This window comes from Hymenobacter segetis, assembly GCF_038448715.1.
GTDB classification, from domain to species: Bacteria; Bacteroidota; Bacteroidia; order Cytophagales; family Hymenobacteraceae; genus Hymenobacter; species Hymenobacter segetis.
In genome coordinates this window covers 51,346-74,503 of the sequence record NZ_JBCEVZ010000023.1, presented here as the reverse complement: position 1 = coordinate 74,503, position 23,158 = coordinate 51,346, and the positions used below count along the sequence as shown (strand labels likewise).

Genomic DNA, 23,158 nt, shown 5'->3' with positions numbered 1-23,158 from the left:
AGGCCGTTCGGTGATTCCGAACGGCCTTTTTTCTGTCTGGAGAAATCTAATTCGCATCGGCGAAGCTGCCTTTCTGCTTCGTAATTCGCCCGGCCAGCCAGTAGGCGGCCCAGGCGAAAAATGGCGCGGCCAGCACATCGTAGGAATAATGCACGCGTTGCACCAGCACCAGCAGGCCTACGGTCATGCTCATCAGGCCCAGCACCCAGTGCCACTTGCGGCCCCGGCCGGCCAAGGTAAGGAGCACCATGGTGGCGGTGTGGCCCGAGAAAAATAGGTCGCGCACAATGGGCTGGGTGGTTACTTCAAAAATGCGGTCCATCACCGGGTCGTGCAAGATGACCAGGGTGGTGGGCGGCTCCAGCGGCAGCAGCCAGAGCGTGACCATCCGCATCAGTTGCAGGAAATAATAGGCCCACAGTGCCTGCAAAAGCCGTTGCGGCCGGGGCAGAAGGTAGGCCAGCGTGGCCGCGATGGCCCCGTAAATCAGCGCGAACGTGAGCATCGAAACGTCGTGCACCGGCAGCAAATCCAGCAGCGGGTCGGACAGCCGCTGGCCGGGGCGCGCCTGGATGAAATGGTAGAAGCCCGGCACCACCGGCAGCAGCCCCAGCAGGCCCAGCAGCACCGCGCCCAGCCGCAGGCGGAAACTTATTGAAGCCCAGGCGGCTGGCCAGGTGCGCGGCCGGGCCGGCGGGCGCGGGGCATCAACGGGATGGGGCAGGGGGGGCGGGGTCAGAATCGTAGCCACAAAAAATAATTGGTTCGGATAATGGGCAGAGAATAAATCGACGCGCAAAAATACGTTCCAGCCTGAACAGTAGCGCGCTGGTTGGCAACGGCGACGTAACATTGCCAGGTGGCCGAATCGTGCCGCCCGGCTTTTACTTCATCGCCCCGATTTTATGACGCGCTTTTTACTTACTGCTTTGCCGGCCGGCCTCGTGCTGGCACTGGCCGCCGCCCCCGCCGCCCACGCCCAAAATGCGGCCCTCGATGCCCGCATTGCCCAGCTGGCCACTCAGGAAGAAAGCAAAGTCATTGCCTGGCGGCGCGACATCCACGAGCACCCCGAACTCGGCAACCAGGAAACCCGCACCGCCGGCATCATCGCCGCCCATCTCAAAAAGCTGGGTTTCGAGGTGCAAACCGGCGTGGCCCGCACCGGCGTGGTGGGCGTCCTGCGCGGCGGCAAGCCCGGCCCCGTGGTGGCCCTGCGCGCCGACATGGATGGCCTGCCCCTCACCGAAAACAATGATTTGCCCTTCGCTTCCAAAGTAAAAACCACCTACCTGGGCCAGCCCGTGGGCGTGATGCACGCCTGCGGCCACGACACCCACGTGGCCATGCTCATGGGCGCGGCCGAGGTGCTGAGCCAAGTAAAAGCCGACCTGCCCGGCACCGTCAAGTTCATTTTCCAGCCCGCCGAGGAAGGCTCGCTGCCGGGCGTAGAGGGCGGGGCCAAACTCATGGTGAAGGAAGGCGTGCTCGACAAGCCCAAGGTCGACGCGGTGTTCGGCGTCCACATCAACGCCCAGACCGAAGTGGGCAACCTGACCTATCGCCCGGGCGGCGAGATGGCCAGCTCCGACCGCTTCACCATCAAGGTGCACGGTAAGGGCTCGCACGGCGCTTATCCGTGGAACAGCGTGGACCCGGTGGTGACCGCCGCCCAGATTATCATGGGCCTGCAAACCATCGTGAGCCGGCAGGTGAAGCTGATTGACGACGCGGCCGTGGTCACGGTGGGCACCATCAACGGCGGTGTGCGCTACAACGTCATCCCGCCGGATGTGGAAATGTCGGGCACTATTCGGGCACTGAACCCCGAGGTGCAGAAGCAAATCTGGGCCAGCATCCGCCGCATTGCCACCAACATTGCTGAGAGCGCCGGGGCCACGGCCGATGTCACCATCGACCCCTATGTGCCCGTGACCACCAACGACCCCGCCCTCACGGCCCAGATGCTGCCCACGCTGCAAGCGACGGCCGGCGCGGCCCACGTTCGGGAAATAAAAGCGGTGACCGGGGCCGAAGATTTTTCCTTCTATCAGGAGAAGGTGCCTGGCCTGTTCCTCTTCGTGGGCGGCATGACAAAGGGGCAAAACCCCGCCACCACCGCCGACCACCACACAGCCGGCTTTCGCATCGATGAAAGCGGCCTTACGCTGGGCGTGAAAACCCTGGCCACTCTGGCCGCTGACTATTTAAACTCCGGAAAGCACTAGCAACAATCAAACCAAATAATTATTCAGGTTAAAGAAATATTGCAATTTGGTTAAGTGCAATTACCTCTTCATTGTTTGTTCATCAAACGTACAAGATTTCGGTATTATTGATAAATCAATGACAAATGCCTCATTGGGCTGATAAAGTTGTCTAGGTTGCGGCTGCTTAGATGCAAAATATTCAAAATTTGCTCAGGCTTAGTGTCCCACCAACAACCTATTTCAGTTACATGAGAAAACAATACTCAGCTGCGGCATTACTGATGCTCGGCGGCCTGGTTGCCACCACCGCCAATGCCCAGGACGCCGCCCGCGTTCAATCCAAAGTATTAGGCGAAGACAACCAGCCCGTGCTGGTGCAGTTCAGCGCCGAAGCTAAAATGGCCTCCCGGGGCATGAGCGGCGACCAAGTGCTGCGCCAGCAATTGGCCCTCACCAACGCCGACCAGATGGTGCAGCGCACCGCCGAAACCGACCAGCTCGGCTTCACCCACCAGAAATTTGCCCAGTATTACCAGGGCATCCGCGTGGAGCACGCCGACTATACGGTACACTCCAAAGCCGGCACCGTGGAAAGCATCAGCGGGGATTTTGAGAAAATCTCGGGCCTGAACACCACGCCTTCGATGAGCGCAAGCGCGGCCCTTGACCGTGCCCTGGCCCACGTAGGTGCCCGCCAGTACAAGTGGCAATCCAACGAAGCCGACGCCGCCTCCTTCCTGCCGAAGGGCGAGTTGGTGATTGTGCGCGATGCCCGCGTGAGCTCTGAAACCGGCCCGCTCGTGCTGGCCTGGAAATTCAACGTGTACGCCTCGCAGCCCATCAGCCGCGCATTCATTTATGTGAATGCCAGCACCGGCCAGGTGGTGTTGCAGGACAACATCATCAAGCACACGGCCGGTACGGCCACGTTTGCCACGGCCTACAGCGGCACCCGCTCGCTGGCCAACGAAACCGTCACCGGCGGCTGGCACCTGAAGGAGTATACCCGCGGCCTGGGCATCGAAACCTACAACTGCAAGAAAAGCAACAGCTATACCGCCGCCACCGATTTCGTGGACGCCGACAACAACTGGACGGCCGCCGAGTACAACAACGCCAACTACGACAACGTGGCTGGCGATGCTCACTTTGGCGCCCAAGCCACTTATGACTACTGGAAAAACGTTTTCGGCCGCAACAGCTATGACAACGCCGGGGCCAAAATCAAGAGCTACGTGCACTTTGATGACGTGCCGGGCGGCGCGGGCTACGAGAATGCCTACTGGGACGGTGTAGAAATGACCTACGGCGACGGCGCCAGCACCTTCAAGCCCCTGACGGCGCTGGACGTGTGCGGCCACGAAATCGGCCACGCCGTGTGCGAAAAGACGGCTAACCTGACCTACGCCAACGAATCGGGCGCGATGAACGAAGGCCTGTCCGATATCTGGGGCGCCAGCATCGAGCAGTACACCACGGCCGCTTTGGGCCTCACCAAATCAACCTGGGATATCGGCGAAGACATCATGAAAGCCGGCGGCGCGCTGCGCTCCATGAGCAACCCCAACCTCTACGGCCAGCCCGCTTACTATAAAGGCACGTACTGGGCGGCTACGACTACGTCGCCATCCAACGCTAACGACCAGGGCGGCGTGCACACCAACTCGGGTATCCTCAACTACTGGTACTACCTGATTTCGGTGGGCAAGTCGGGCACCAACGAGAAAGGCTTTGCCTACAACGTGGGCGCTATCGGCATCTCGGATGCGGCTAAAATCACCTTCCGCATGGAAAGCGTGTACATGACGGCTGGCTCGACTTATGCCAATGCCCGCACGTACTCGATTCAGGCCGCTACGGACCTGTTCGGCGCTACTTCGACCCAGACGCAAGCAGTGACCAACGCCTGGTATGCTGTAGGCATCGGCGCAGCTTATAGCAGCGGCGGCGGCGGCACCACCTATTGCACGTCGCAGGGTGCCAGCGTGGCCTACGAGTACATTGCCCAGGTTGCCCTCGGCAGCATCAACCGCACTTCGGGCGCTGATGGTGGCTACTACGACGGCACGGCCCTGACCACGAGCATCGCCCAGGGTTCGGCCCAGACCGTTACTTACAAGGCCGGCTTCGTATCGAGCGCCTACACCGAGTACGTGAAAGTGTACATCGACTACAACAAAAACGGCGTGTTCACCGATGCTGGTGAGAACGTGGTTTCGGGCACGGTGACTTCGGCTACGGCTGCTACCGGCAGCTTCACGGTGCCGGCTACGGCTACCGTGGGTGCTACCCGCATGCGTGTTACGCTGAGCGACGCCGCCGCTACCACCAGCTGTGGCAGCTACAGCTACGGCGAAACCGAAGACTACACGGTGAACATCACTGCCGGCAGCGGTGGTGGCACGCCCACCTATTGCGCCAGCAAAGGCACCAGCGTGGCTTATGAGTACATCGACCTCGTGAACCTGGGCAGCATCAACCGCACTTCGGGCGCTGATGCCGGCTACTACAATGGGACGGCGCTGAGCACTACGGTTGCAGCCGGCTCAGCCCAGACCATCAACTTCTCGGCCGGCTTCACCGGCACGGCCTACTCGGAGTACGTGAAAGTGTACATCGACTACAACCAGAACGGCGTGTTCACCGATGCTGGTGAGAACGTGGTGAATGCCGCTGCCAGCAGCGTAGCCACCACCCGCTCGGCATCCTTCACGGTGCCCACCACGGCCAAAAGCGGTGCCACCCGCATGCGTGTGACGCTGAGCGACGCCAGCGCCACCAGCAGCTGCGGTACCTACAGCTACGGCGAAACCGAAGACTACACGGTGAACATCACCGGCGGTACGGGTATCGCGGCCCTGACCGGCAACACGGTTACCAACGGCTCGAAACTGCTGGCCGTGTACCCCAACCCGGCTACCGACGTGCTGAACCTGATGCTGCCGGATAATGCCGAAATCAAGAGCGTGACGGTGACCGACGTGCGCGGTGGTCGCATCGAAGGCTTGTCGCTGAACAACGGCGTACTGAGCATCGGCCGCCTCGCCAATGGCATGTACACCCTGACCGTGAGCGACGGCAAGCAAGTGTACCACCAGCGCTTCGTGAAAGAGTAGTCCTCTTTCTGAAGTAGTAAAAAAGGCCCGTCAGCATTGCTGGCGGGCCTTTTTGCTTTTGTCATCTCTTTGTCGTCTGTCATCCTGAGTCGTCTGTCATCCTGAGTCGTCTGTCATCCTGAGCAGAGCGAAGGACCTTATCACGTTCGCATCGACAGAATTACTGCAAACTGTCCTTTGGTGATAAGGTCCTTCGCTCTGCTCAGGATGACAGATGACCTTAGACCAGAAACCTACTCCAGTGAGTAATCCAGCTTGAGCATCACCGTGCCAAAGCCGTCCTTGTTGGCCGAGGCGCCGCCGAGGCGCAAGTTTATGTCGTCGAGCTGGTCGGTGGTGGTGAAGTAGTAGTTGCCTTCGAGGTTGGCGCGCAGCTTGTCGGTGAGGCGCACGCTGAAGCCGGCACCGACGGGGAAAGCCATGGCCATTGCCGGGTAGTCGTTGCGCTCGGGGGGCAGGAAGCTCGTGCCATCGGTGGCGCGCTCGGTGCCCATGTAGGACTGCGGATTGTAGAGCAACAGGCCCGCGCCGCCCTGCACGAATACCTGGAAAACCGGGGCTTCGGCCATCGAGGCTGCGAACACGGACTCGTCGGGCAATAAATCGAACCGGAAGAACACCGTGCCCAGGCCGTTGGTGCTGGTGAAGGCCAGGCCGCGCTCTTTGGCTTTGTCGCGTGCGCCCATCTCCACGTAGGAAAACTCGCTGCCCAGGTGCAGGTGCGGCGTGAGGCGGTAGAGCACGCCCAGGCTCAGGGCCGGACCCAGGAAATTATCGCCGAGGCTGTTGCCCAGGTCGCCGTTATACAGGGCCGTGCCGCCGCCGAGGGTGACGTGCAGCGGCCCCCGGAAGTAGGCCCGCTCCTGGCGGTTGTAGTGCCGGACGGGGTGGTGGTACTGCGCGTAGGCCGTGTGGCTGCTAAGTGCGCCGGCCACCAGCCCTCCAAAAATCAACGAGCGAAACCGCATATTATCGGGTTAAGTGAAACAAAGACCGCCTATACGGAGCCCAACGCGCAAACCGCTGAAAACCGTTTAGTCGGCGCGGTTTTATTTGAAGGTGCCCTGGGGGTCGGGCAGCTTGGCCAGCAGGTCGGTGATGAGGTCGAAGTCGAGGCTGCTGACGCTGGCGTTCTGGCCTTTGTGCACGGCATCCCAGGCTTCGGGGTATTTTTCCTGGTAGTAGAGGCCGCGGGCTAATTGTTGCCAGGCGTTGGCGTTGGTGGGCTCGGCGGCGGTGGCGCGCTGCAGGAGGGTGAGGCCCATGGTGAGGTCCTTTTTCTTCTTGGTCTGGCCGTAGCGGATGAGGTAGCTCGCGCCGAGGTCGCTCATGAGCAGGACGCTGGTGGGGGCGATGCCGAAGCCTTTGCTCAGCAGGGCAATGGCGGCATCGGGGGTGGGCTGGCTGCTGGCGATGATGCCCAGGCCGCGGTAGGCTTCGGCGTTCTGGGGGTTGAGGAGCCAGGCCAGGTTGAAGCGGTAGGTGGCCGTGTCAAGTTGGTTTTCGCGCAGGTATTCGTAGCCCTTGTTGGTGAAAAACGTGCTGGCTTCGGCGGTGGAGGCGAAGCTGGCGGCAATGGCCTTGAGCTGCGCTTCGCCCAGCAGTTGGGTGGCCTGCGTGGGGTTGAGGCCGCCGAACAGGGGCTGTAGGCGAATGGGCTTGCCCGGGGCCGGGGCGGCCAGGCTGCCGTCGGCGTTGGCGGTGGTGCTTTTGCGCTGGGCCTGGGCGGAGGTGGTGCCCAGCAGGCCTACCAGCAGCAGGGCGGCCAGGGCCGGCGATATATTCTTGAGCAAAGCAGAAATCAACACGAGTGCGAATAAATAAATGAGGGAAGCGCAGCCCGGCAAAAAGCCAGCCCGCAGCCGTTCTGACAAAGATAAAGCCAATGCTGCCAAGGCCCCGGCTCCGGGGCCGCGCCGATGGCGGGCAAACTGCCGGCCCGGCCCGGGCGTAGGTGAGGTCCCTGCGCCGGGATTCGGCCGCAGGCTGTTCTGCTTAATCCCCGCTAATGCGTCGTTTCTTTTTGCTGACTCCCGTGGCTGTGCTGCTGGCCGCCGTGGTCATCATGCTGGCCACTGAATACGTGGTGGCCTACCCCAGCCACCGCACCAAAGACGTGGCCTATGTGCCCGCCTCAGCCCCCGATTTTGACAAGGAGCGCCACATTCTGGATGTGTATTCACCCAAAAAAGTGGCCCCGAACGGGAAGGGCTACCCGGTGGTGCTGTTCATTCACGGGGGGAGCTGGACGAGCGGGAACAAGAATATCTACACCTTCATCGGCCGGCGGCTGGCCAAGCAGGGCGTGGTGGCGGTGGTGATAAACTACCGCCTCGCGCCGTCGGTGCACGTGCCCGAGCAGGCGGCGGACTGCGCCCGCGCCCTGGCCTGGACCGTGCAGAACATCAAACAATACGGCGGCGACCCGGCCCGCGTATTCGTAATGGGCCACTCGGCCGGCGGTGGCCTGGCGGCGCTGCTAGCCACGGATGATGCGCTGTTAGCGGCCAACGGATTGCCCCAAAACCCCGTGCGCGGGGCCATTATGGACGACCCGGCGGGGCTGGATATGTATTCCTACCTCAAGGAAATGAAGTATGAGGGGGATGCGCAATACCTCGTGCCCTTCGGCAAGGACCCGGCGGGATGGAAACAGGAATCGGCCATTTATAAGATTAAGCCGAGCCTGCCGCCGTTCATATTTTACATCGGGGGGGAGACGTACCCGAGCATTAGCGGGAGTTCGGGGCGGTTTCGGGATAGGCTGAAGGCGACGGGCCAGCCCGCGCCGTACACGATTATTCCCGGGCGGCACCACATTCCGATGGTGTTGCAGCTGTATTGGCAGCACAACATCATTTATCAGGGGCTGCTGAAGCTGGTGGGGGCGTAGCGGGGCTAACGACGGCCGGAAACATGCCGAATTTCCAAAACATGGCAAATACGCGCAACATGGCAAACACGAAAAACAGGGCCTATGAGGCGATTTGCGGGCCGTATGAAGCGGTTTGCGGGGTCTATAAAGCGGTTTGCGGGCCGTATGCGGCGATTTGCGGGGCCTATGGGGCGGTTTGCGGGGTGTATGGGGCGGTTTGCGGGGCCTATGCAGTGGTTCGCATGCCCTATGTAGCGGTTCGCGGGGTGTTGCAAGGGGTTCGCGGGGCGAATTTTTAGCTGAACAGGCCGCCCTGGCGGGTGGGCTGTTCGAATTCGAGCAGCCACTTCTTGCGGTGCATGCCGCCGGCGTAGCCCGTGAGACTGCCATCGGCCCCGATGACGCGGTGGCAGGGCCACACGATGGCCAGCGGGTTCTGGCCGTTGGCCGCGCCCACGGCCCGCACGGATTTGGGGTTATTCAGCGCCTTGGCTACGTCGAGGTAGGAGGCCGTGCGGCCGTAGCCGATTCCCAGCAGCGCCCGCCACACCTGTTGCTGGAAATCGGTGCCGAAACCGGTGGCGTAGGTGAGGTCGAAATCACGCAGCTCGCGGTTGAAATAGGCTTGCAACTGCTCGTGCGCAGGACGCAGGCAGGCGGGCACGGTAGCTAGGGGCGTGGCGGTTATGTTCGCATCATCCAGAAATGAAACGGCCCGCAGGCCCGCATCGGAGCCGATGAGGGCGAGCGGACCGAGGGGCGAAGGCAGATAAACCGTGGCATCCATGCGCCAAAGGTACCTTCTGCGCTACACCAATACCGCCCGGGGCTGGCGTATGGGCACGGCTTCGGTAATCACCGCTTGCGCGGCGAGCAGGGCTTCGGCGCTGGGCTGGTGCAGCACGCGGGCGGGGCCGGGCTGGGCGAGGTCGGCATCCCAGAGGCCGGACTGGTGCCACTGGTCGAGGTGGTCCCAGTCGGGGCGGTCGATGATGGGGTAGAGGCAGATGCCTTGCAGGGGCAGGCCTTCGCGGAGGATGGCGGCGCATTCTTCGGCAATCATGCGGAGCCAGATGGGGCGGTCGATGCCGGGGTGGCTGGTTTCGGTGAGGGCGAAGGGGCGGCGGTAGCGCTTGTGGGCCGAGCGCAGCAGGTTGCGCAGGGGCACCCAGCGCGGGTCGGGCACGTCGTCGTTCCAGCCCAGCTTATTGGTGGTGCCGTTCTGCCACTGGTTGTCGTAGTAGTAGTTGAAGCCGACGATGTCGAGCAGCTCTTCGCGGCCGCCCAGCTCGGGGCACATGCGGCCGGAGAGGATGTCGGTGGCCTGAAACTGGTTGTCGTGGGCTTCGCGGGCCCAGCGGCGCTCGCGGGGCGTGGCGTGCAGCGGCGGCACGATGTGCACCAGCGGCTCGGTGCTGAGCATGCGGATGGTGGGGTCGGCCTCGCGCAGGGCGTGGGCCCCCTCGATGTAGGCGCGCATGAGGCCGTATTTCACGTCCCAGCCCTGGTGGTGGCAGTAGGGCGAGGTGCCCCGGGCATCGCCGCCGAGCCAGGAAATGAAGCTGACTTCGTTGATGGGCGTGACGATAAGCACATCATCGGGCCGCACGGAGCGGTAGAAATCCACAAAGGCGCGGCAGAGCGCGGCAAAGCGCCGGGCAAAAAGCGGGTGCAGCGGCGTAAGGTCGTCGGGGTAGCCGAAGTGGCAGAGGTCCCAGACTTGCTGGATGCCGTGGCGCTGGCCGGCATCGAGCATGGTTTTCACCGTGCTAAAATCGTAGTGGTAGGGCGTTTTTTCAATCTGAGCCCAGCGAATGCCCTCGCGCACGGTGCGGACGTTGAACGGATTGAGGGCGGTGTAATCTTCGTCAATCAGCTGCAAATGACCGGTGAGGGGCAGAAAATCGACGCGGTGGCCGAAGGCGTTGAGCTGGTCGGTGCACTCGTAGCCGCCCCACCAGAAGGAGCGGAAGGGCGAGGCGATGGGGGTAGGAATAGCCATAAATGGAAGCTTCGTATATAGGCGAATGCCCGCGCCGGCTGGTTGGGCGGGCGCGGGCACTTGATTAGCTTAAACCGGAAAAACGGCGCTGGGGTTAAGGTTGGGCTTAGCTGGAAGCAGCCTACTTTACAGGCTGGGCCAGGTTTTTGGCTTCGATGAAAATGCGCTGCACCTCGGGATGCTCGGCCCGGATGGCGTCCTGGAGCTGCTCCACGGCACCGGCTACTTCGTTTGAGGTGAGGTCGTCGGCAAACTGCACATCGAGGGCCAGAATCACGTCGTTTGGGCCGAGGTACATGGACAGGGGCGAGCGAATTTCGCACACCTGGGGCTGGGCGCGGGCAATGCGCTCCAGGTTGGCCAGCGTGACGGCATCGACGCCGGTGCCTACCAGCAGGCCCTTGGTGCGGCCCACCAGAAAGATGGCCACCAGCATCAGCAGCAAGCCAATGGCGATGGACGCGCCGCCATCGAAATACGGGTTGTTTAGCCAATGGCCCAGGAATACACCGAGGCCTGCCACTGCTAGGCCCACCAAGGCAGCCAGGTTTTCCATCACGGAGGCGAACACGGCCGGGTCGCGGCTGGTGCGCAGCATCTTCACGAAGCCCACGTTGCCATCCGACTGGGCCAGCAGGGCTTTCACCGACAGGTAAAACGCAATGCCTTCGAAGAGAAAGGAAAGGCCCAGCACCACGTAGTTCCAGCCCGCGTCTTCAATGGGCTCGGGGTGCTGAGTGTGCTTGATGCCTTCGTAAAACGACATGCCACCGCCGATGGCGAAGATGAGCACGGCCACAATCAGGCCCCAGAAATACAGCTCCTTGCTGTGCCCGAAGGGGTGCTCGGCATCGGGCGGGCGCTGGCTTTGGGCGGTGCCGTAGAGCAACAGGCCGCTGTTGCCGGTATCGACGAGGGAGTGAATGCCCTCCGAAAGCATGGCCGATGAGCCGGTGAAATAGGCCGCTACAAACTTGCTGATGGCAATGGCAATGTTGGCGGCGATGCCGCCGTAGAGGGAAAGTTTAGAGGCGTTTGCGTCGGCCATAAGGCGGGGATAGGGAGTCTGTGACTATAATTCAAAGAACGTCATGCTAGGCTTCTGCCCGGCTCGACAGCGACTTGGCTTCGATAAAAATGCGCTTCATCTCCGGGTATTTCGCCCGAATAACATCCTGCAACCCATCAATAGCCTGTTCGATTTCCTCGGAAGCGAGGTGGTGGGCAAATTCTACGTCGAGGGCCAGAATCACATCGGCCGGGCCGAGATAGGAGGTGAGGGGCGGGCCCACCTGGTCGATGTTGGGCTGGGCACGCACCAGGGCTTCGATGGCGTCCACGGTTTCATCATCCACGCCGGTGCCTACCAGCAGGCGCTTGGTTTTGTAGATGAGGAACAGCGCCACGCCCACCAGCAGCAAGCCGATGGTGATGGAAGCCGCGCCATCGAGGTAAGGATTATTGAGCAGATGGCCCAGAAACACGCCGGCCAGCGCAATGACCAGGCCCAGCAGGGCGGCCAGGTCTTCGAGCAAAATGGCGAACACCGACGGGTCCTTGCTGCGGCGCAGGGTTTCCCAGAAGCCGGCGTCGCCCCGGTCGGCGTTGAAGGCTTTGAACGCCAGGAAGCACGAGATGCCCTCAAACAGCATCGACAGGCCTAGGACCCAGTAGTTCCAGGTAGGGTCAGTGAGGGGGGCGGGGGATTTAAGGTGCTCGATGCCTTCGTAGAGCGACATGCCGCCGCCCACCGAAAACACCAGAATGGCCACAATCAGGGCCCAGAAATACAGCTCCTTGCTGCGGCCGAAGGGGTGGCGCTTGTCGGCGGGCTTTTCGGCCTGGCGCACGCCGTGCAGAATGAGCAGGCCGTTGCCGCTGTCCACGAGGGAGTGAATGCCCTCCGAAAGCATGGCCGAGGAGCCGGTGAAAGCCGCCGCCACAAACTTGCTCGCGGCAATGGCAATGTTGGCCCCGATGGCCCCGTAGATGGCAAATTTGGAGGAGGTAGCCGGTGAACTCATGGCGGGGCTTACGCAGTCGTCGGGGTTGGCGTTGACAAAGCGTGCCGAAACACCACGCGCCGGTTGTGGTTGAAGGACGGCCTTGCTGCCTCCATTCTGCGGCGTAGGGCGCTATTTTCGCTCCCATGTCCGCACCTACTTTGCAGCGCCGCCTCGGCCTGGTTCAAGCTACCGCCCTCAATATGATTGACATGGTGGGCATAGGCCCCTTTGTCACCCTGCCGCTCGTGATGGGCTTTATGGGGCCAAATTTCCTGCTGGCCTGGCTGGTGGGCGCGGCCCTGGCCTCCGTCGATGGCCTGATTTGGAGCGAGCTGGGCGCGGCCTACCCCGAAGCCGGCGGTAGCTACCGTTTCCTCAAGCTGGCCTACGGCGAGCAGAAGTGGGGCCGCTACATGTCGTTTCTCTACGTCTGGCAAACGCTCATTCAGTCGCCGCTGGTACTGGCCTCCGGGGCCATTGGCTTCGCCCAATACTTCGGCTACCTCGTGCCCATGACCGAGTGGTGGCAGCCCAAGGCGGTGGCCGGCACGGTGGTTCTGCTGCTGATTGTGCTGCTCTACCGCCGCATCGAGGACATTGGCAAGCTGGGCGTTGCCCTGTGGGTGGGCGTGCTGAGTTTGATGGGCTGGCTGATTTTCGGTGGCGTCACGCATCCCAACCACCACGTCGATATTTTTCCGGCGGGCGGCTTTTCGGCCTTGCCGGGCCTGCTGATTTCGGCGGCCATGGGCCAGGCGGCGGTCAAAACCATCTATTCCTACCTCGGCTACTACAACGTGTGCCACCTCGGGGCCGAAATAAAAGGGCCGGAAAAGGTGATTCCGCGCAGCATTTTCCTGAGCATCCTGGGAATCGCGGCGCTCTACCTGCTGCTGAACTGGAGCGTGGGCACGGTGATTGGCTGGCAGGAAGTGCAGGGCTGGCAGGCCAGCGCCGGTGATAAGTCGCAGTTCATCATCAGCGTGTTTATGGAGCGGCTGTACGGGCCCACAGCGGCCAACGTGGCCACGGCCATGGTGCTGCTAGTGGCGTTTGCGTCGCTGTTTGCGGTACTTCTGGGCTACTCGCGCATCCCCTACGCGGCGGCGGCCGATGGCGAATTTCTGCCCATTTTCGGTAAGCTGCACCCCACCAAGCAGTTCCCCTACGTATCGCTGCTGCTGCTGGGCGGTGTGGGCTTCGTGTTCAGCCTGCTGTTCCGGTTGGGCGAGGTGATTTCGGCCATCCTGGCCATGCGGATTCTGGTGCAGTTCGTGGGTCAGGCCGTGGGTCTGATGCTGCTCCGGAAGCGGCGCGGCACGAGCGCGCTACCGTTCAAAATGCCGCTCTATCCGCTGCCCGTCATCCTGGCCATCATCGTGTGGCTGTTCGTATTCGTGGGCATCGCGCCGGCCGAGGTGACGTGGGGCGGGCTGCACTTTAAGCTCTATTTCCAGGTGGCCGCGCTGGGCATGATGGCGCTGGGCACGGGCGCATTTCTACTGTGGAGCCGCAGCCTGAAGCGGTGGCCGTTTGCGCAATAAGTGCAACTCAGCGGCTGAGCAGCTCCCGAAATAGTGGCCGTGCAACGCTAGCCCAGCCACTTCATCAGTCCGCCTGCCACCAGTGCCCCGGTCAGTGTATTGATGAAATTGACCGCATTGTTGCCCAGCAAGCCACGCCGTTCCAGCGTAGCGCCCAGCACCGAATCCATCAGATTGCCGGCTGTGCCCGCCACCAGCAGCCACCCAAAGGCCGGCCCCCAGCCGAAACCCAAGCAGTAAGCCGCCGCCAGTACGGCCGTACCGGCCAGTCCCAGCGCCGTACCTTCCAGGCTCACCACGCCGTTGAGGCCGCGCGCATCGGGCCGCAGCGTGAGGATGTTGTAGTAGCGGCGGCCGTACACGTTGCCCAATTCCGAGGAGAGCGTGTCAGCGGTGGCGGCGGCGAAGCTGCTGGCCAGCATCAGTTGGGCCAGCGGAACAGCGGGCGGATATTGCCAGGCCAGCAGTCCCAGCAGGCCCGCCACCCCGGCATTGGCCACTACCTGGCCAGCGGTGCGGCGGCCTTTGTTCTCCTCGGCCAGTCCGAGGCGGCGCTTATCGGCCACGCGCCAGCTGGAAGCCGCCGTGCCCAATCCAAAAAACAGGGCCAGCAGCGCCAGCCCCGTAAAGCCGCTGCCAAGGTAAATCAGCAGGCCTAGTGCGCCGCCGGTGCCGGCGGCGGCCGTGGTCAGTTTGCCCGCCCGCACGCTGTAGAACATGCCCAGCCCCAGTAGTCCCAGCACCAAACCAAGCCGGAATAACTCCATTACCCCAGCCGCTTCTCGTAGCAAAAGAACCGCAGCCCCGGCCGAAACGCCAGCGTAATCTCGCCCGCAAACCGGTAGCCCAGTTTTGGGAAAAGCCGCTGCGTAGCCGCGTTTTCGGAATTGGTATCCACGCGCAATATCTTCAACCCCTGGGCCACGGCCTGCCGCTCGGCCTCGGCCATTAGCGCCAGCGCTACGCCTTTGCCTTGCGTGGCGGGGTCCACAGCCAGGCGGTGCGTGACGAGGGCGGGTTGGGTTACATCCCAGTCGGCCTGGGCATATTCGGCATCCTGGTCCTGGGTGAGGGCGGCCACGCCGGCCACCGCGCCATCCAGCTCGGCCACCCAGAGATGGTTTTGCGCGATATCGGCCGTGAATACGGCCTCGTTCGGGTAGTCGGCCGACCACTGGAAATTGCCGCTGGCCTGCATCAGCGGCACCACCCGCCGCACCAGGTCCAGGATAGCGGGCACATCGGCCAGAGTGGCGCGGCGGGTCGTGAGCATATTCGAAACCAATTGATTAGCCCCGGCGCAGCACGGCGGCTGCTTCCTTGGCGAAGTAGGTCAAAATCGCATCGGCCCCGGCGCGTTTGATGCTCATGAGCACCTCCATCATAGTGCGCTCGCCATCGACCCAGCCGTTTTGGGCGGCGGCCTTTATCATGGCGTACTCGCCGCTCACGTTGTAGGCCGTCACGGGCAGGTTGGTATGGTTTTTCACTTCCCGAATGATGTCGAGGTAGCTCAGCGCGGGCTTAATCATCACCATATCGGCACCTTCGGCTTCATCCAGCGCCAGCTCGCGTAGGGCTTCAAGGCGGTTGGCGGGGTTCATCTGGTAGCTTTTCTTGTCGCCTTTCTTGGGCGCCGAGGACAGCGCATCGCGGAACGGGCCGTAAAACGCCGACGCATACTTGGCCGTGTAGCTCATGATGCTGACGTGCGAAAAGCCGTTCTCGTCCAGCACCCGCCGAATCCAGGCCACGCGGCCGTCCATCATGTCGCTGGGGCCGATGATGTCGGCTCCGGCGCGGGCCTGGGCCAGGGCCATCTGCCCCAGCACTTCCAGGCTGGGGTCGTTGAGGATTTCGCCCGAATCGGGGTCCACCACACCGTCGTGGCCGTCGGAACTGTAGGGGTCCATGGCCACATCGGTCATGATGACGACCTCGGGAAACTGCCGCTTGATGTCGGCCACCGCTTTCAGGTAGAGGCCATCAAGGTTGGTGCTTTCGCGGGCCATGGGGTCCTTCAGCACTTCGTTGATGTTGGGGAAGGGCGCGAAGGCTTTCACGCCCAGCTCCACGCACTGCCCGATTTCGTCAATCACGCGGTCGGCCGTGAAGCGGAAAATGCCGGGCATCGACTTGATTTCCTCGGTCTGGTTCTGGCCTTCGGTGATGAAGATGGGGTAGATAAAATCGTGGGCGGTGAGGCGGGTTTCCTGCACCATATCACGAATGACGGCAGACTTGCGGTTGCGGCGGGGGCGGTGGGTTGGGAGCATGGACTGGTAGTTCAAAAAATCAAACAGCGAAAGTAGTGCTGGTGGCATATTAACCGTTGGAAGCAGCAAATTGGTTGATGAACGATAGGCAGCAGCCTTCAGCAAGCTGATATGCTACCTAATATTGTAGCGATGATTACCACGACCGCCCGAACTAACCGTTTCCTCCTGCTTGCCGTGTCATTAAGCCTGGGCTTACTCAATGGCTGCAAAAAGGATTCGGCGGTACCTGCCGAGCCAATTGAGCCGGAAGCCTTTGACTTGAGGCTATTCACTAATGGCAGAGAAATAAAAGATGCGGCAGCCAAGGATAAGTTCCTGCGACACATGACGGCGTCGCATGCAGAATTTATACCCTTGCCAACACCCTTGCCTGGTGAAAAAGTAATATTCCTGGCACCAGACACCGTAATATTAAATTCACGTCTTTATAACAAGGCGCGGTTTTCGGTGGTAAAAAACAATGCACAGCACCTGTTTTATTCCGATACACCGAATATTATCTACAATGATGTGCGTAATGGGCCGCCGGTTTTTGGTATCCTTATGTACGATATGCTCAAATATACCAGCCCGCTAACTCCTTATCCTGCTGGCAGTACGAGGGCAATAGGTAAGCAGGTGCATGTTGGCTATCGACATGATAATCAAATGTATATTTCGGTAATGCGCTACCATTGGGTTTGGGCAGACCAATGGAACGGAAGCCTATGGCAGTCTGGGCTCATGTTCAACGAGTTTAACGAAAGTGTTATTCCCCGAATCGGGGCAACCGATACGTTAGCTATCCGCTTCGATAAGATTAAGTTTCCTATACAATAGCTGAAACCCTACCGCTGCCCAAACGGGTCGATGTACGCCACCAGCACCGCCAGCGCTGCCGCCCCCGCCACAATACCCCACACCAGCCCGCCCCCGCTCAGCAGCAGGCCCAGCAGGGCAATGGGCAGCACCACCAGCCCCAGCACCCCCAGCACCGTGGTGCCGAGGCCAACCTCGGCCGTAGCATGGGACCGGGCCAGTAACGGCCGCCGGTGCGTGGCGGCCGGGCGCATAATGGGTAAGGGAGCAATAGATGTATTTTCAGTGGATGCCACTGCCGTCCTAGGCTTTGGCACCGTACGGCGCTGCTTCGGGGCTACGGGCAAAGAAATTACCGATTGAGTGACTGGTTTGGCCGAAGCCATATCCATTGACACCGCGGCCGATGCCGGTACCTCAGCCGCTTTCACCTCCCGCACGCGCCCCGGCATCGGCTGAAACGAGAAGCTGGGCCGGCTGCTCTGGCAGCCGCTGGCCAGGCCGCCAGCTACCACCAGCAAAGCCAGCAAACGGGAGTGAAACAAGCGGGGGCGCGTAGCAAAAAGCATAGTGAGAGTCCGGAAATAAGGTCTGCGCAGGGCTGTACGAATATTGGCTGATTTCCGCTACCCGATGGCCAGCTTTTGCGCCGCCTCCCAGCCAATGCCCGCCCCCAGGGCCACGCCCATGCCGTTGCAGCGCACGGCGGCCAGCACCCCCGGCCGCACCCAGTCGATGATAGGAGCCAGCGCCGGCCCAAACCCCATCACCCCGCTCCAGCGGTAGTCGATGCGCGGCTGCCGGCTGGGCAGAATCACCTCTTGTAGCAGCTTTTCGAGGTATTGCTGCACCGTGGGCGTGAGGCCGGGAGCGGTGGTTTCTTCGCCTGAAAAATCGAGGTTACGCCCGCCGCCGATCAATATCCGGTGGTCGGCCAGCTGGCGGAAATAGGCATAGCCGTGGTCGTAATGGAACGTGCCGGGCAGGTGCACTCCGGGCAGTGGCTCGGTCACCAGCACCTGGCCGCGGCCGGGCGTCACGGCCAATTCCGGCAGCAGCTCGGTGGCGAAGGCATTGGTGGCCAGCAGCACCTGGCTGGCCGTCACAATCGCGCCGTTGGCCAAGCGCAGGCGGTGGCTAGCGGGGCTGCTTTCCACATCTTCCACGGCGCAATTGGTGAGCACCGGCACATCGGCGGCCCAGGCGCGGGCCAGCAAGGCGCGCATCATGCGGCCGGCATCGAGGCTGCCTTCGTGCTCATTTTTGAGCAAAGTCCTCACGCCCCCGAAACCAAACTGTCCGGCCTCCCCGCTGGCATCGCGGAAGGTGCGGGCGTGCCCAGTGACCGGGGCCAGCAGCGTATTGAAGTAGTCGATTTTATCCCGGCACTTGGCCGCCAGCCCGGCTTCTTCGTGCCGAAAAAGCTCGTAGCCGCCCACCGGCTGGTAATGCAGCGCGGCATCGCCCAATAGCTCACGCAGCCGCGCCAGCCCGGCCCAGCGGGCGGCCACCACTGCCTGCAAGTCGCCGCGCTTTTCCTGCTCGATTAATTCCGAAATCGACCCAAAGCACGCAAATCCGGCATTTTTAGTCGATGCGCCGCTGGGCAGCGAGCCACGCTCCAGCACCACCACGTGCCAGTTAGGTCGCTGCTGTTTTAGGTAGATAGCCGCCGTGAGCCCCACCAAGCCCGCGCCGATGATGGCGACTTCAGCCGGTCCGAAGAAGGATTGGTGCTCCCAGTAAGACAGGTTAGCGTTGGACATGAGGCAAAGAAAAAGTCTGTCATCCTGAGTGCAGCGAAGGACCTTGTCACGCCCGAACAAATTGCTCAAACGTGAGAAGGTCCTTCGCTGCACTCAGGATGACAGATTGGGCTTTAAAATGCCAGAATCACCGCCTCAATCACATCGCAGGCCGCGTGCAGCTGCGCCTCCGTAATCACCAGCGGCGGGGCAAAACGGATGATGTCGCCGTGCGTGGGCTTGGCCAGCACGCCGCGCTCCATCAGCGTCACGCACACGTCCCAGGCGGTGCGGCCGTCTTCGGCGGGAATAATCACCACCGCATTCAGCAGGCCTTTGCCGCGCACCAAATCCACCGTTTCAGGGCGCTGGGCCTGCACCTGGCGCATCCGCTCGCGGAAGATTTCGCCCAGCTTAAACGCCTTTTCGGCCAGCTTTTCTTCGGTCAGCACATCCAGCGCGGCGCGCATCACGGCGCAGGCCAGCGGGTTGCCGCCAAACGTGGAGCCGTGCTGCCCCGGCTGAATGGTGAGCATGATAATGTCATTCGCCAGCACCGCCGATACGGGCATCACGCCCCCGCTCAGGGCCTTGCCCAGAATGAGAATGTCAGGGTCGACGCCCTCGTAGTCACAAGCCAGCATCCGGCCCGTGCGGCCCAGCCCGGTCTGAATTTCATCGGCGATAAACAGCACGTTGTGCGCCTGGCAAATAGCCGCCGCCTGTTTCAAATACCCTTCTGAAGGCACCATCACGCCCGCCTCGCCCTGGATGGGCTCTACCAGAAACGCGCAAACGTGCGGCTCCTTCACCGCCTCTTCCAGCGCCGCCAAATCATCGTACGGCACCACCTGATAGCCCGGCATATACGGCCCGAAACCGCCCGTGCTATCGCCATCGGTGCTGAAGGAAATGATGCCCGTGGTACGTCCGTGGAAGTTGTGCTCGGCCACGATAATGCGGGCCATGTTCGGCGCAATGCCTTTCTCCTGGTAGCCCCATTTGCGGGCCAGTTTCAGCGCGGTTTCCACGGCCTCGGCCCCGGAATTCATCAGCAGCGCCTTGTCATAGCCAAATAGCTCGCAAAGCTGCTTTTCCGCCGCGCCCAGCTGGTCATTAAAAAATGCCCGCGACGTGAGCGTAAGCTGCTGTGCCTGCTTTGTGAGCGCCCCGATGATATGCGGGTGGCAATGCCCTTGGTTTACCGCCGAATAGGCAGAGAGAAAATCGAAATACTGCTTGCCGTCCACGTCCCACAGCAGCGGACCTTCGCCGCGGTTCAGGACCACAGGCAGCGGGTGGTAGTTATGGGCGCCGTACTGGTCTTCGAGCTGCATGAGCTCGGCGGCGCGGCTGGACGTGGCGGTGGGGGAGGTGGTGGCGGACATGGCAAGGGCGGGAGTTGATGAGGCCCGAAATTACGGATTTTCGCCCCGCCCGCCGCGCTGCCTTAGCGCAGCCGCATGCCCTCCACCTGATGCGCCGTGTCAGTATAGCGCCCCACGTAGTTGCCTTCTTCGCGGCCACTGGCCCGTAGCAGCGTCCAGTCCACCACGGCGGTTTCGGGGAAAGTCACCGGCGTGGGTTCGGCCGGAGTAGTAGAGGCGGTGGTGGTTTCGGGCAGCAGCAGTGCCTGAACCGTGTTGCCGTGCCAGCCCAGCACCCGCGCCGAGGCCTGCCGGAAGCTAGTATCCGTCGCAATCACCCGCACCGATAGCAAAAACTGGTCGCCGATGGGCAGGCCGGCCAGGAATTTCTTCTTGGCCTGGGGCAGCGTGCGCAAAGCCTCGCGCACCGGGTCAGCCAGCGCGGTTTCGTCGCGGGCCAGTGCCGGGCGCACCCCCGCCGGAGCCGTGGCGGCCGTCAATACCACCGGCGTGGGGGCCTGAGCAACAGTAGGGAACGTAAGCAACAAAGCGGCCCCAGCCACAAGTGACAATGCGAAACCAGTAGGCATTTTCATAGAATGAATAGCAAATTTCAATAGCACAAGGTACGACACCCCGGCCATTGAACGCCACCGGCCCTAACTTTGATTCACCGATGCCCGCTCCCGTTCCCCAGCCGCTCCAGCCCGGCGATTTTTACTACACGCCCGAAGGCTACCTCGTCTTCACCGAGCAGTACCACCGCCGCCGGGGCAGCTGCTGCCAGAGCGGCTGCCGCCACTGTCCCTGGAAATTTCGGCCCAAACCAGGCGCTCAGGGCGCATCCGACCGGAAATAAGGGCGGGGTGTTTGGTGAATGCCAGACTTTTGCCGATATTTGCGGCCCGTTTCCCTGCTTTGTAAATAATTTAACCCTCCGATATCATGGCCCGTGTTTGTGATTTGACCGGCAAGCGTACCCGCGTTGGTAACAACGTTTCGCACGCTAACAACAAGACTAAGCGCAAGTTCTATCCGAACCTGCAGAAAAAGCGCTTCTACATCCCCGAGCAGGATGCTTGGGTGACCCTGAAAGTTGCTACCTCCACCATCCGCACCATCAACAAGAACGGCATCATGTCGGTCCTGAAGAAGGCCAAGGAGCAGGGCTTCATCGTTTACTAGTAATAGTGATGTTGCGGCGGGTAGTTGGCTGAAATAGCCGGCTTTTCGCTTCAAATTTTCAAAGCCAGCGCCGATACGCTTGCCTTTCGAGGCAACTGTATCGGCGCTGGCTTTGTCTGTTGGCGGCTACCTTGGCTGGTAGTCTGATTGTTCGTCCAAACCCTGACGCTTATGCTGCTCCGGTTCTCTTCCCGTTTCCTGTTGCCCCGGCCGTGGCCACAAGCTTCTTCCGTGGTTTTTGCCGGTTTGCTGGGGCTGCTAAGCTTTACAGCCACGGCCCAGGCCCCCACGTCCATCCCCGAGCCGCTGACCAACAATCCGGCCCCCGCCCGGCCCACCGATTTCCTCTCGCCCGCCTTCCACAAGCAGCGGCGCGAGCTGCTGCGGGCCCAAATGCCGTCCAATAGCGTGGCCGTAGTGTTCGCCGCGCCCGTCCGCAACCGGGCCAACGATGTGGACTACATCTACCACCAAAACCCCGATTTCCACTACCTCACCGGCTACGAAGAGCCCGATGCCGTGCTGCTCCTCTTCAAGGAGCCGCGCACCGTGGGCGGCCAGCCCGGCGTGACGGAAGCCCTCTTCACCCAACCCCGCGACCCCGCCCGCGAGTCCTGGACCGGCCGCCGCCTGGGCGCTGCCGGTGCTAAAGGCCAACTGGCCCTGCAATACGCCGCCGACAACAAAGACTTTTCCGCCGCCGGCATCAAGTGGACCGATTTTGATAAAATCCTGGTCCCCGGCCTGCCTGCCGATACCCGCGACGACTTCTCCAACCCGGCCGATTTACACAGCCTCGTGGCGACTTTCCGCCAGCAAGCCGCTGTGCCCGCCGATTACAACCCAGCCGTTACCGAGTTCAACAACCTCATCCGCCGCAACGGCATCCGCAACGCCAGGCGCGTGACCGAATACCTGAGCAGTCAGGTGAAAGAAACGCCCGCGCTCGGCACCACGCCGCTCATCCGCGCCTACCTGGCCGCCACCACCGATGCCGCCCGCCAAGCCGCCATCGACGCCAACCCGCCCGGCCGCTTCGACGATGCCACATTGGGCGAAAAACTCGGCGACCTGCGCGCAATCAAAACCCCCGAGGAACTGGCCTTGCTGCGCCGCGCCATCCGCATCAGCGCCCAGGGCCAGCGCGAAGTGATGAAGCTGCTGCGCCCCGACATGGGCGAAATGGACGTGCAGGGCCTGCACGAATACGTGTACCGCCGCTACGGGGCCGAGTTCCAGGGCTACCCCAGCATCGTGGGCGGCGGGGCCAACGGCTGCATCCTGCACTACGAAACCAACGACCGCCAGCGCCTCGACAACGACCTCGTGCTCATGGACTGCGGGGCCGAATACCACGGCTATTCCGCCGACGTCACCCGCACCGCGCCGCCTTCCGGCACCTTCAGCCCCGCCCAACGCCAGATTTACGAGCTGGTGCTGGCCGCCCAGGAAGCCGGTTTTGCCGCCTGCCGCCCCGGTGCCAACTTCGACGCGCCCAACAAAGCCACGCAAGAGGTAGTAGCCGCCGGCCTCCAAAAGCTCGGCATCATCAAAAAGAAGGAAGAATTCCGCAAATACTACCCCCACGGAGCCAGCCACTACCTCGGCCTCGACGTGCACGACAGCGGCAGCTACGGCCCGCTGCAAGCCGGCAACGTCATAACCGTGGAGCCCGGCATCTACATCCCCGCCGGCTCGCCCTGCGACCCCAAGTGGTGGAACATCGGCGTCCGCATCGAAGACGATGCCCTGATTACCGCCACTGGCTACGAAAATTTGTCGGCCGAAGCGCCCCGTACCGTGGCCGATATCGAGAAGCTAATGGCCGAACCCAGCGCCCTGGAAGGCTTTAAACTGCCGGATTTGAAGTAGTTGGCAATCCGTCGGACTCCGCATTTTATTGAACGTCATGCAGAGCGCAGCGAAGCATCTTTACCGTAGTTACTAATCCTTTCGATGGGATTTACTACTGCGGTAAAGATGCTTCGCTGCGCTCTGCATGACGTTCTTCAGCAATCATTTCTCCCGTTC

General features: G+C 61.8%; 22 protein-coding genes. 8 read left to right on the top strand and 14 right to left on the bottom strand.

The genetic code is table 11. The features are described from left to right. Positions 1-46: 46 nt before the first annotated feature. A complete protein-coding gene (locus AAFH49_RS11465) occupies positions 47-751 on the bottom strand; it encodes a phosphatase PAP2-related protein (RefSeq protein ID WP_342298221.1) in 705 nt (234 codons plus the stop codon). A 154-nt stretch (positions 752-905) separates the two neighbouring features. On the opposite strand from AAFH49_RS11465, the gene AAFH49_RS11460 reads away from it, so the two are divergent. Further along, complete coding sequence (locus tag AAFH49_RS11460) at positions 906-2,228, top strand: amidohydrolase (RefSeq protein WP_342298220.1); 1,323 nt, start codon at positions 906-908, stop codon at positions 2,226-2,228. Between the two features lie 230 nt (positions 2,229-2,458). Then, positions 2,459-5,326, top strand: a complete 2,868-nt coding sequence (locus tag AAFH49_RS11455) for a M4 family metallopeptidase (protein ID WP_342298219.1) — start codon at positions 2,459-2,461, stop codon at positions 5,324-5,326. A gap of 233 nt (positions 5,327-5,559) precedes the next feature. On the opposite strand, the gene AAFH49_RS11450 is transcribed toward AAFH49_RS11455, so the two are convergent. Together AAFH49_RS11450 and AAFH49_RS11445 are read right to left on the bottom strand one after the other, a co-directional pair. Beyond that, positions 5,560-6,294 (bottom strand): hypothetical protein, encoded by a 735-nt coding sequence (locus AAFH49_RS11450; protein ID WP_342298218.1) that lies wholly within the window; start codon positions 6,292-6,294, stop codon positions 5,560-5,562. Between the two features lie 81 nt (positions 6,295-6,375). Beyond that, positions 6,376-7,134 (bottom strand): tetratricopeptide repeat protein, encoded by a 759-nt coding sequence (locus AAFH49_RS11445; RefSeq protein WP_342298217.1) that lies wholly within the window; start codon positions 7,132-7,134, stop codon positions 6,376-6,378. Between the two features lie 200 nt (positions 7,135-7,334). On the opposite strand from AAFH49_RS11445, the gene AAFH49_RS11440 reads away from it, so the two are divergent. Further along, positions 7,335-8,219, top strand: coding sequence for an alpha/beta fold hydrolase (locus tag AAFH49_RS11440; protein ID WP_342298216.1), 885 nt, complete (start codon positions 7,335-7,337; stop codon positions 8,217-8,219). Between the two features lie 277 nt (positions 8,220-8,496). Here AAFH49_RS11440 and AAFH49_RS11435 read toward each other — a convergent pair whose 3' ends face one another. From AAFH49_RS11435 to AAFH49_RS11420, 4 genes are all read right to left on the bottom strand, one after another. After that, a complete protein-coding gene (locus AAFH49_RS11435) occupies positions 8,497-8,988 on the bottom strand; it encodes a methylated-DNA--[protein]-cysteine S-methyltransferase (RefSeq protein ID WP_342298214.1) in 492 nt (163 codons plus the stop codon). A 21-nt stretch (positions 8,989-9,009) separates the two neighbouring features. After that, positions 9,010-10,203: an amine oxidase gene (locus AAFH49_RS11430; RefSeq protein WP_342298212.1), complete on the bottom strand. Its 1,194-nt coding sequence runs from the start codon at positions 10,201-10,203 to the stop codon at positions 9,010-9,012. A 121-nt stretch (positions 10,204-10,324) separates the two neighbouring features. Further along, positions 10,325-11,251 (bottom strand): cation diffusion facilitator family transporter, encoded by a 927-nt coding sequence (locus tag AAFH49_RS11425; RefSeq protein ID WP_342298210.1) that lies wholly within the window; start codon positions 11,249-11,251, stop codon positions 10,325-10,327. A gap of 46 nt (positions 11,252-11,297) precedes the next feature. Beyond that, positions 11,298-12,227 carry a cation diffusion facilitator family transporter gene (locus AAFH49_RS11420; RefSeq protein ID WP_342298208.1) on the bottom strand — a complete coding sequence of 310 codons (930 nt, stop codon included), beginning with the start codon at positions 12,225-12,227 and terminating at the stop codon, positions 11,298-11,300. Between the two features lie 125 nt (positions 12,228-12,352). Between AAFH49_RS11420 and AAFH49_RS11415 the strand changes: the two genes are divergently transcribed. Further along, a complete protein-coding gene (locus AAFH49_RS11415) occupies positions 12,353-13,753 on the top strand; it encodes an APC family permease (protein ID WP_342298206.1) in 1,401 nt (466 codons plus the stop codon). Between the two features lie 47 nt (positions 13,754-13,800). Here AAFH49_RS11415 and AAFH49_RS11410 read toward each other — a convergent pair whose 3' ends face one another. Genes AAFH49_RS11410 through hemB form a run of 3 tightly spaced genes read right to left on the bottom strand, consistent with a single transcriptional unit; the run spans position 13,801 to position 16,029 of the window. Next, positions 13,801-14,496, bottom strand: a complete 696-nt coding sequence (locus AAFH49_RS11410) for a DUF92 domain-containing protein (protein ID WP_342298222.1) — start codon at positions 14,494-14,496, stop codon at positions 13,801-13,803. A gap of 23 nt (positions 14,497-14,519) precedes the next feature. Then, the gene (locus AAFH49_RS11405) at positions 14,520-15,026 is read right to left on the bottom strand and encodes a GNAT family N-acetyltransferase (protein WP_342298204.1); all 507 of its coding nucleotides are present in this window, start codon (positions 15,024-15,026) and stop codon (positions 14,520-14,522) included. Between the two features lie 16 nt (positions 15,027-15,042). Then, complete coding sequence (hemB, locus tag AAFH49_RS11400) at positions 15,043-16,029, bottom strand: porphobilinogen synthase (RefSeq protein ID WP_342298202.1); 987 nt, start codon at positions 16,027-16,029, stop codon at positions 15,043-15,045. Between the two features lie 132 nt (positions 16,030-16,161). On the opposite strand from hemB, the gene AAFH49_RS11395 reads away from it, so the two are divergent. Further along, on the top strand, positions 16,162-16,851 hold the full coding sequence (locus AAFH49_RS11395; protein ID WP_342298200.1) for a hypothetical protein: 690 nt from the start codon (positions 16,162-16,164) through the stop codon (positions 16,849-16,851). 8 nt (positions 16,852-16,859) lie between these two features. Here AAFH49_RS11395 and AAFH49_RS11390 read toward each other — a convergent pair whose 3' ends face one another. From AAFH49_RS11390 to AAFH49_RS11375, 4 genes are all read right to left on the bottom strand, one after another. Further along, positions 16,860-17,084 carry a hypothetical protein gene (locus AAFH49_RS11390; RefSeq protein ID WP_342298198.1) on the bottom strand — a complete coding sequence of 75 codons (225 nt, stop codon included), beginning with the start codon at positions 17,082-17,084 and terminating at the stop codon, positions 16,860-16,862. 372 nt (positions 17,085-17,456) lie between these two features. After that, positions 17,457-18,596 (bottom strand): NAD(P)/FAD-dependent oxidoreductase, encoded by a 1,140-nt coding sequence (locus tag AAFH49_RS11385; RefSeq protein WP_342298197.1) that lies wholly within the window; start codon positions 18,594-18,596, stop codon positions 17,457-17,459. Positions 18,597-18,709: 113 nt separating this feature from the next. Then, on the bottom strand, positions 18,710-19,963 hold the full coding sequence (gene rocD / locus AAFH49_RS11380) for an ornithine--oxo-acid transaminase (RefSeq protein ID WP_342298196.1): 1,254 nt from the start codon (positions 19,961-19,963) through the stop codon (positions 18,710-18,712). 62 nt (positions 19,964-20,025) lie between these two features. Continuing rightward, positions 20,026-20,538: a hypothetical protein gene (locus AAFH49_RS11375; protein ID WP_342298195.1), complete on the bottom strand. Its 513-nt coding sequence runs from the start codon at positions 20,536-20,538 to the stop codon at positions 20,026-20,028. 80 nt (positions 20,539-20,618) lie between these two features. On the opposite strand from AAFH49_RS11375, the gene AAFH49_RS11370 reads away from it, so the two are divergent. The 3 genes from AAFH49_RS11370 (at position 20,619) to AAFH49_RS11360 (ending at position 22,999) form a co-directional block, all read left to right on the top strand. Beyond that, a complete protein-coding gene (locus AAFH49_RS11370) occupies positions 20,619-20,801 on the top strand; it encodes a C1orf53 family protein (RefSeq protein ID WP_342298193.1) in 183 nt (60 codons plus the stop codon). Positions 20,802-20,887: 86 nt separating this feature from the next. Further along, the gene (rpmB, locus tag AAFH49_RS11365) at positions 20,888-21,127 is read left to right on the top strand and encodes a 50S ribosomal protein L28 (RefSeq protein WP_044003635.1); all 240 of its coding nucleotides are present in this window, start codon (positions 20,888-20,890) and stop codon (positions 21,125-21,127) included. A 171-nt stretch (positions 21,128-21,298) separates the two neighbouring features. Next, positions 21,299-22,999 carry an aminopeptidase P N-terminal domain-containing protein gene (locus tag AAFH49_RS11360; protein ID WP_342298190.1) on the top strand — a complete coding sequence of 567 codons (1,701 nt, stop codon included), beginning with the start codon at positions 21,299-21,301 and terminating at the stop codon, positions 22,997-22,999. Positions 23,000-23,158: the final 159 nt, after the last annotated feature.

Excerpts from the sequence above, each read along its gene's own strand:
- AAFH49_RS11370 (WP_342298193.1), top strand. The coding sequence starts at position 20,619 with ATGCCCGCTCCCGTTCCCCAGCCGCTCCAGCCCGGCGATTTTTACTAC.
- AAFH49_RS11425 (WP_342298210.1), bottom strand. The coding sequence starts at position 11,251 with ATGGCCGACGCAAACGCCTCTAAACTTTCCCTCTACGGCGGCATCGCC.
- rocD (WP_342298196.1), bottom strand. The coding sequence starts at position 19,963 with ATGTCCGCCACCACCTCCCCCACCGCCACGTCCAGCCGCGCCGCCGAG.
- AAFH49_RS11435 (WP_342298214.1), bottom strand. The coding sequence starts at position 8,988 with ATGGATGCCACGGTTTATCTGCCTTCGCCCCTCGGTCCGCTCGCCCTC.
- hemB (WP_342298202.1), bottom strand. The coding sequence starts at position 16,029 with ATGCTCCCAACCCACCGCCCCCGCCGCAACCGCAAGTCTGCCGTCATT.
- AAFH49_RS11405 (WP_342298204.1), bottom strand. The coding sequence starts at position 15,026 with ATGCTCACGACCCGCCGCGCCACTCTGGCCGATGTGCCCGCTATCCTG.
- AAFH49_RS11385 (WP_342298197.1), bottom strand. The coding sequence starts at position 18,596 with ATGTCCAACGCTAACCTGTCTTACTGGGAGCACCAATCCTTCTTCGGA.
- AAFH49_RS11375 (WP_342298195.1), bottom strand. The coding sequence starts at position 20,538 with ATGAAAATGCCTACTGGTTTCGCATTGTCACTTGTGGCTGGGGCCGCT.
- AAFH49_RS11420 (WP_342298208.1), bottom strand. The coding sequence starts at position 12,227 with ATGAGTTCACCGGCTACCTCCTCCAAATTTGCCATCTACGGGGCCATC.
- AAFH49_RS11360 (WP_342298190.1), top strand. The coding sequence starts at position 21,299 with ATGCTGCTCCGGTTCTCTTCCCGTTTCCTGTTGCCCCGGCCGTGGCCA.
- AAFH49_RS11440 (WP_342298216.1), top strand. The coding sequence starts at position 7,335 with ATGCGTCGTTTCTTTTTGCTGACTCCCGTGGCTGTGCTGCTGGCCGCC.
- AAFH49_RS11395 (WP_342298200.1), top strand. The coding sequence starts at position 16,162 with ATGATTACCACGACCGCCCGAACTAACCGTTTCCTCCTGCTTGCCGTG.
- AAFH49_RS11460 (WP_342298220.1), top strand. The coding sequence starts at position 906 with ATGACGCGCTTTTTACTTACTGCTTTGCCGGCCGGCCTCGTGCTGGCA.
- AAFH49_RS11415 (WP_342298206.1), top strand. The coding sequence starts at position 12,353 with ATGTCCGCACCTACTTTGCAGCGCCGCCTCGGCCTGGTTCAAGCTACC.
- AAFH49_RS11430 (WP_342298212.1), bottom strand. The coding sequence starts at position 10,203 with ATGGCTATTCCTACCCCCATCGCCTCGCCCTTCCGCTCCTTCTGGTGG.
- AAFH49_RS11455 (WP_342298219.1), top strand. The coding sequence starts at position 2,459 with ATGAGAAAACAATACTCAGCTGCGGCATTACTGATGCTCGGCGGCCTG.
- rpmB (WP_044003635.1), top strand. The coding sequence starts at position 20,888 with ATGGCCCGTGTTTGTGATTTGACCGGCAAGCGTACCCGCGTTGGTAAC.
- AAFH49_RS11450 (WP_342298218.1), bottom strand. The coding sequence starts at position 6,294 with ATGCGGTTTCGCTCGTTGATTTTTGGAGGGCTGGTGGCCGGCGCACTT.
- AAFH49_RS11390 (WP_342298198.1), bottom strand. The coding sequence starts at position 17,084 with ATGCGCCCGGCCGCCACGCACCGGCGGCCGTTACTGGCCCGGTCCCAT.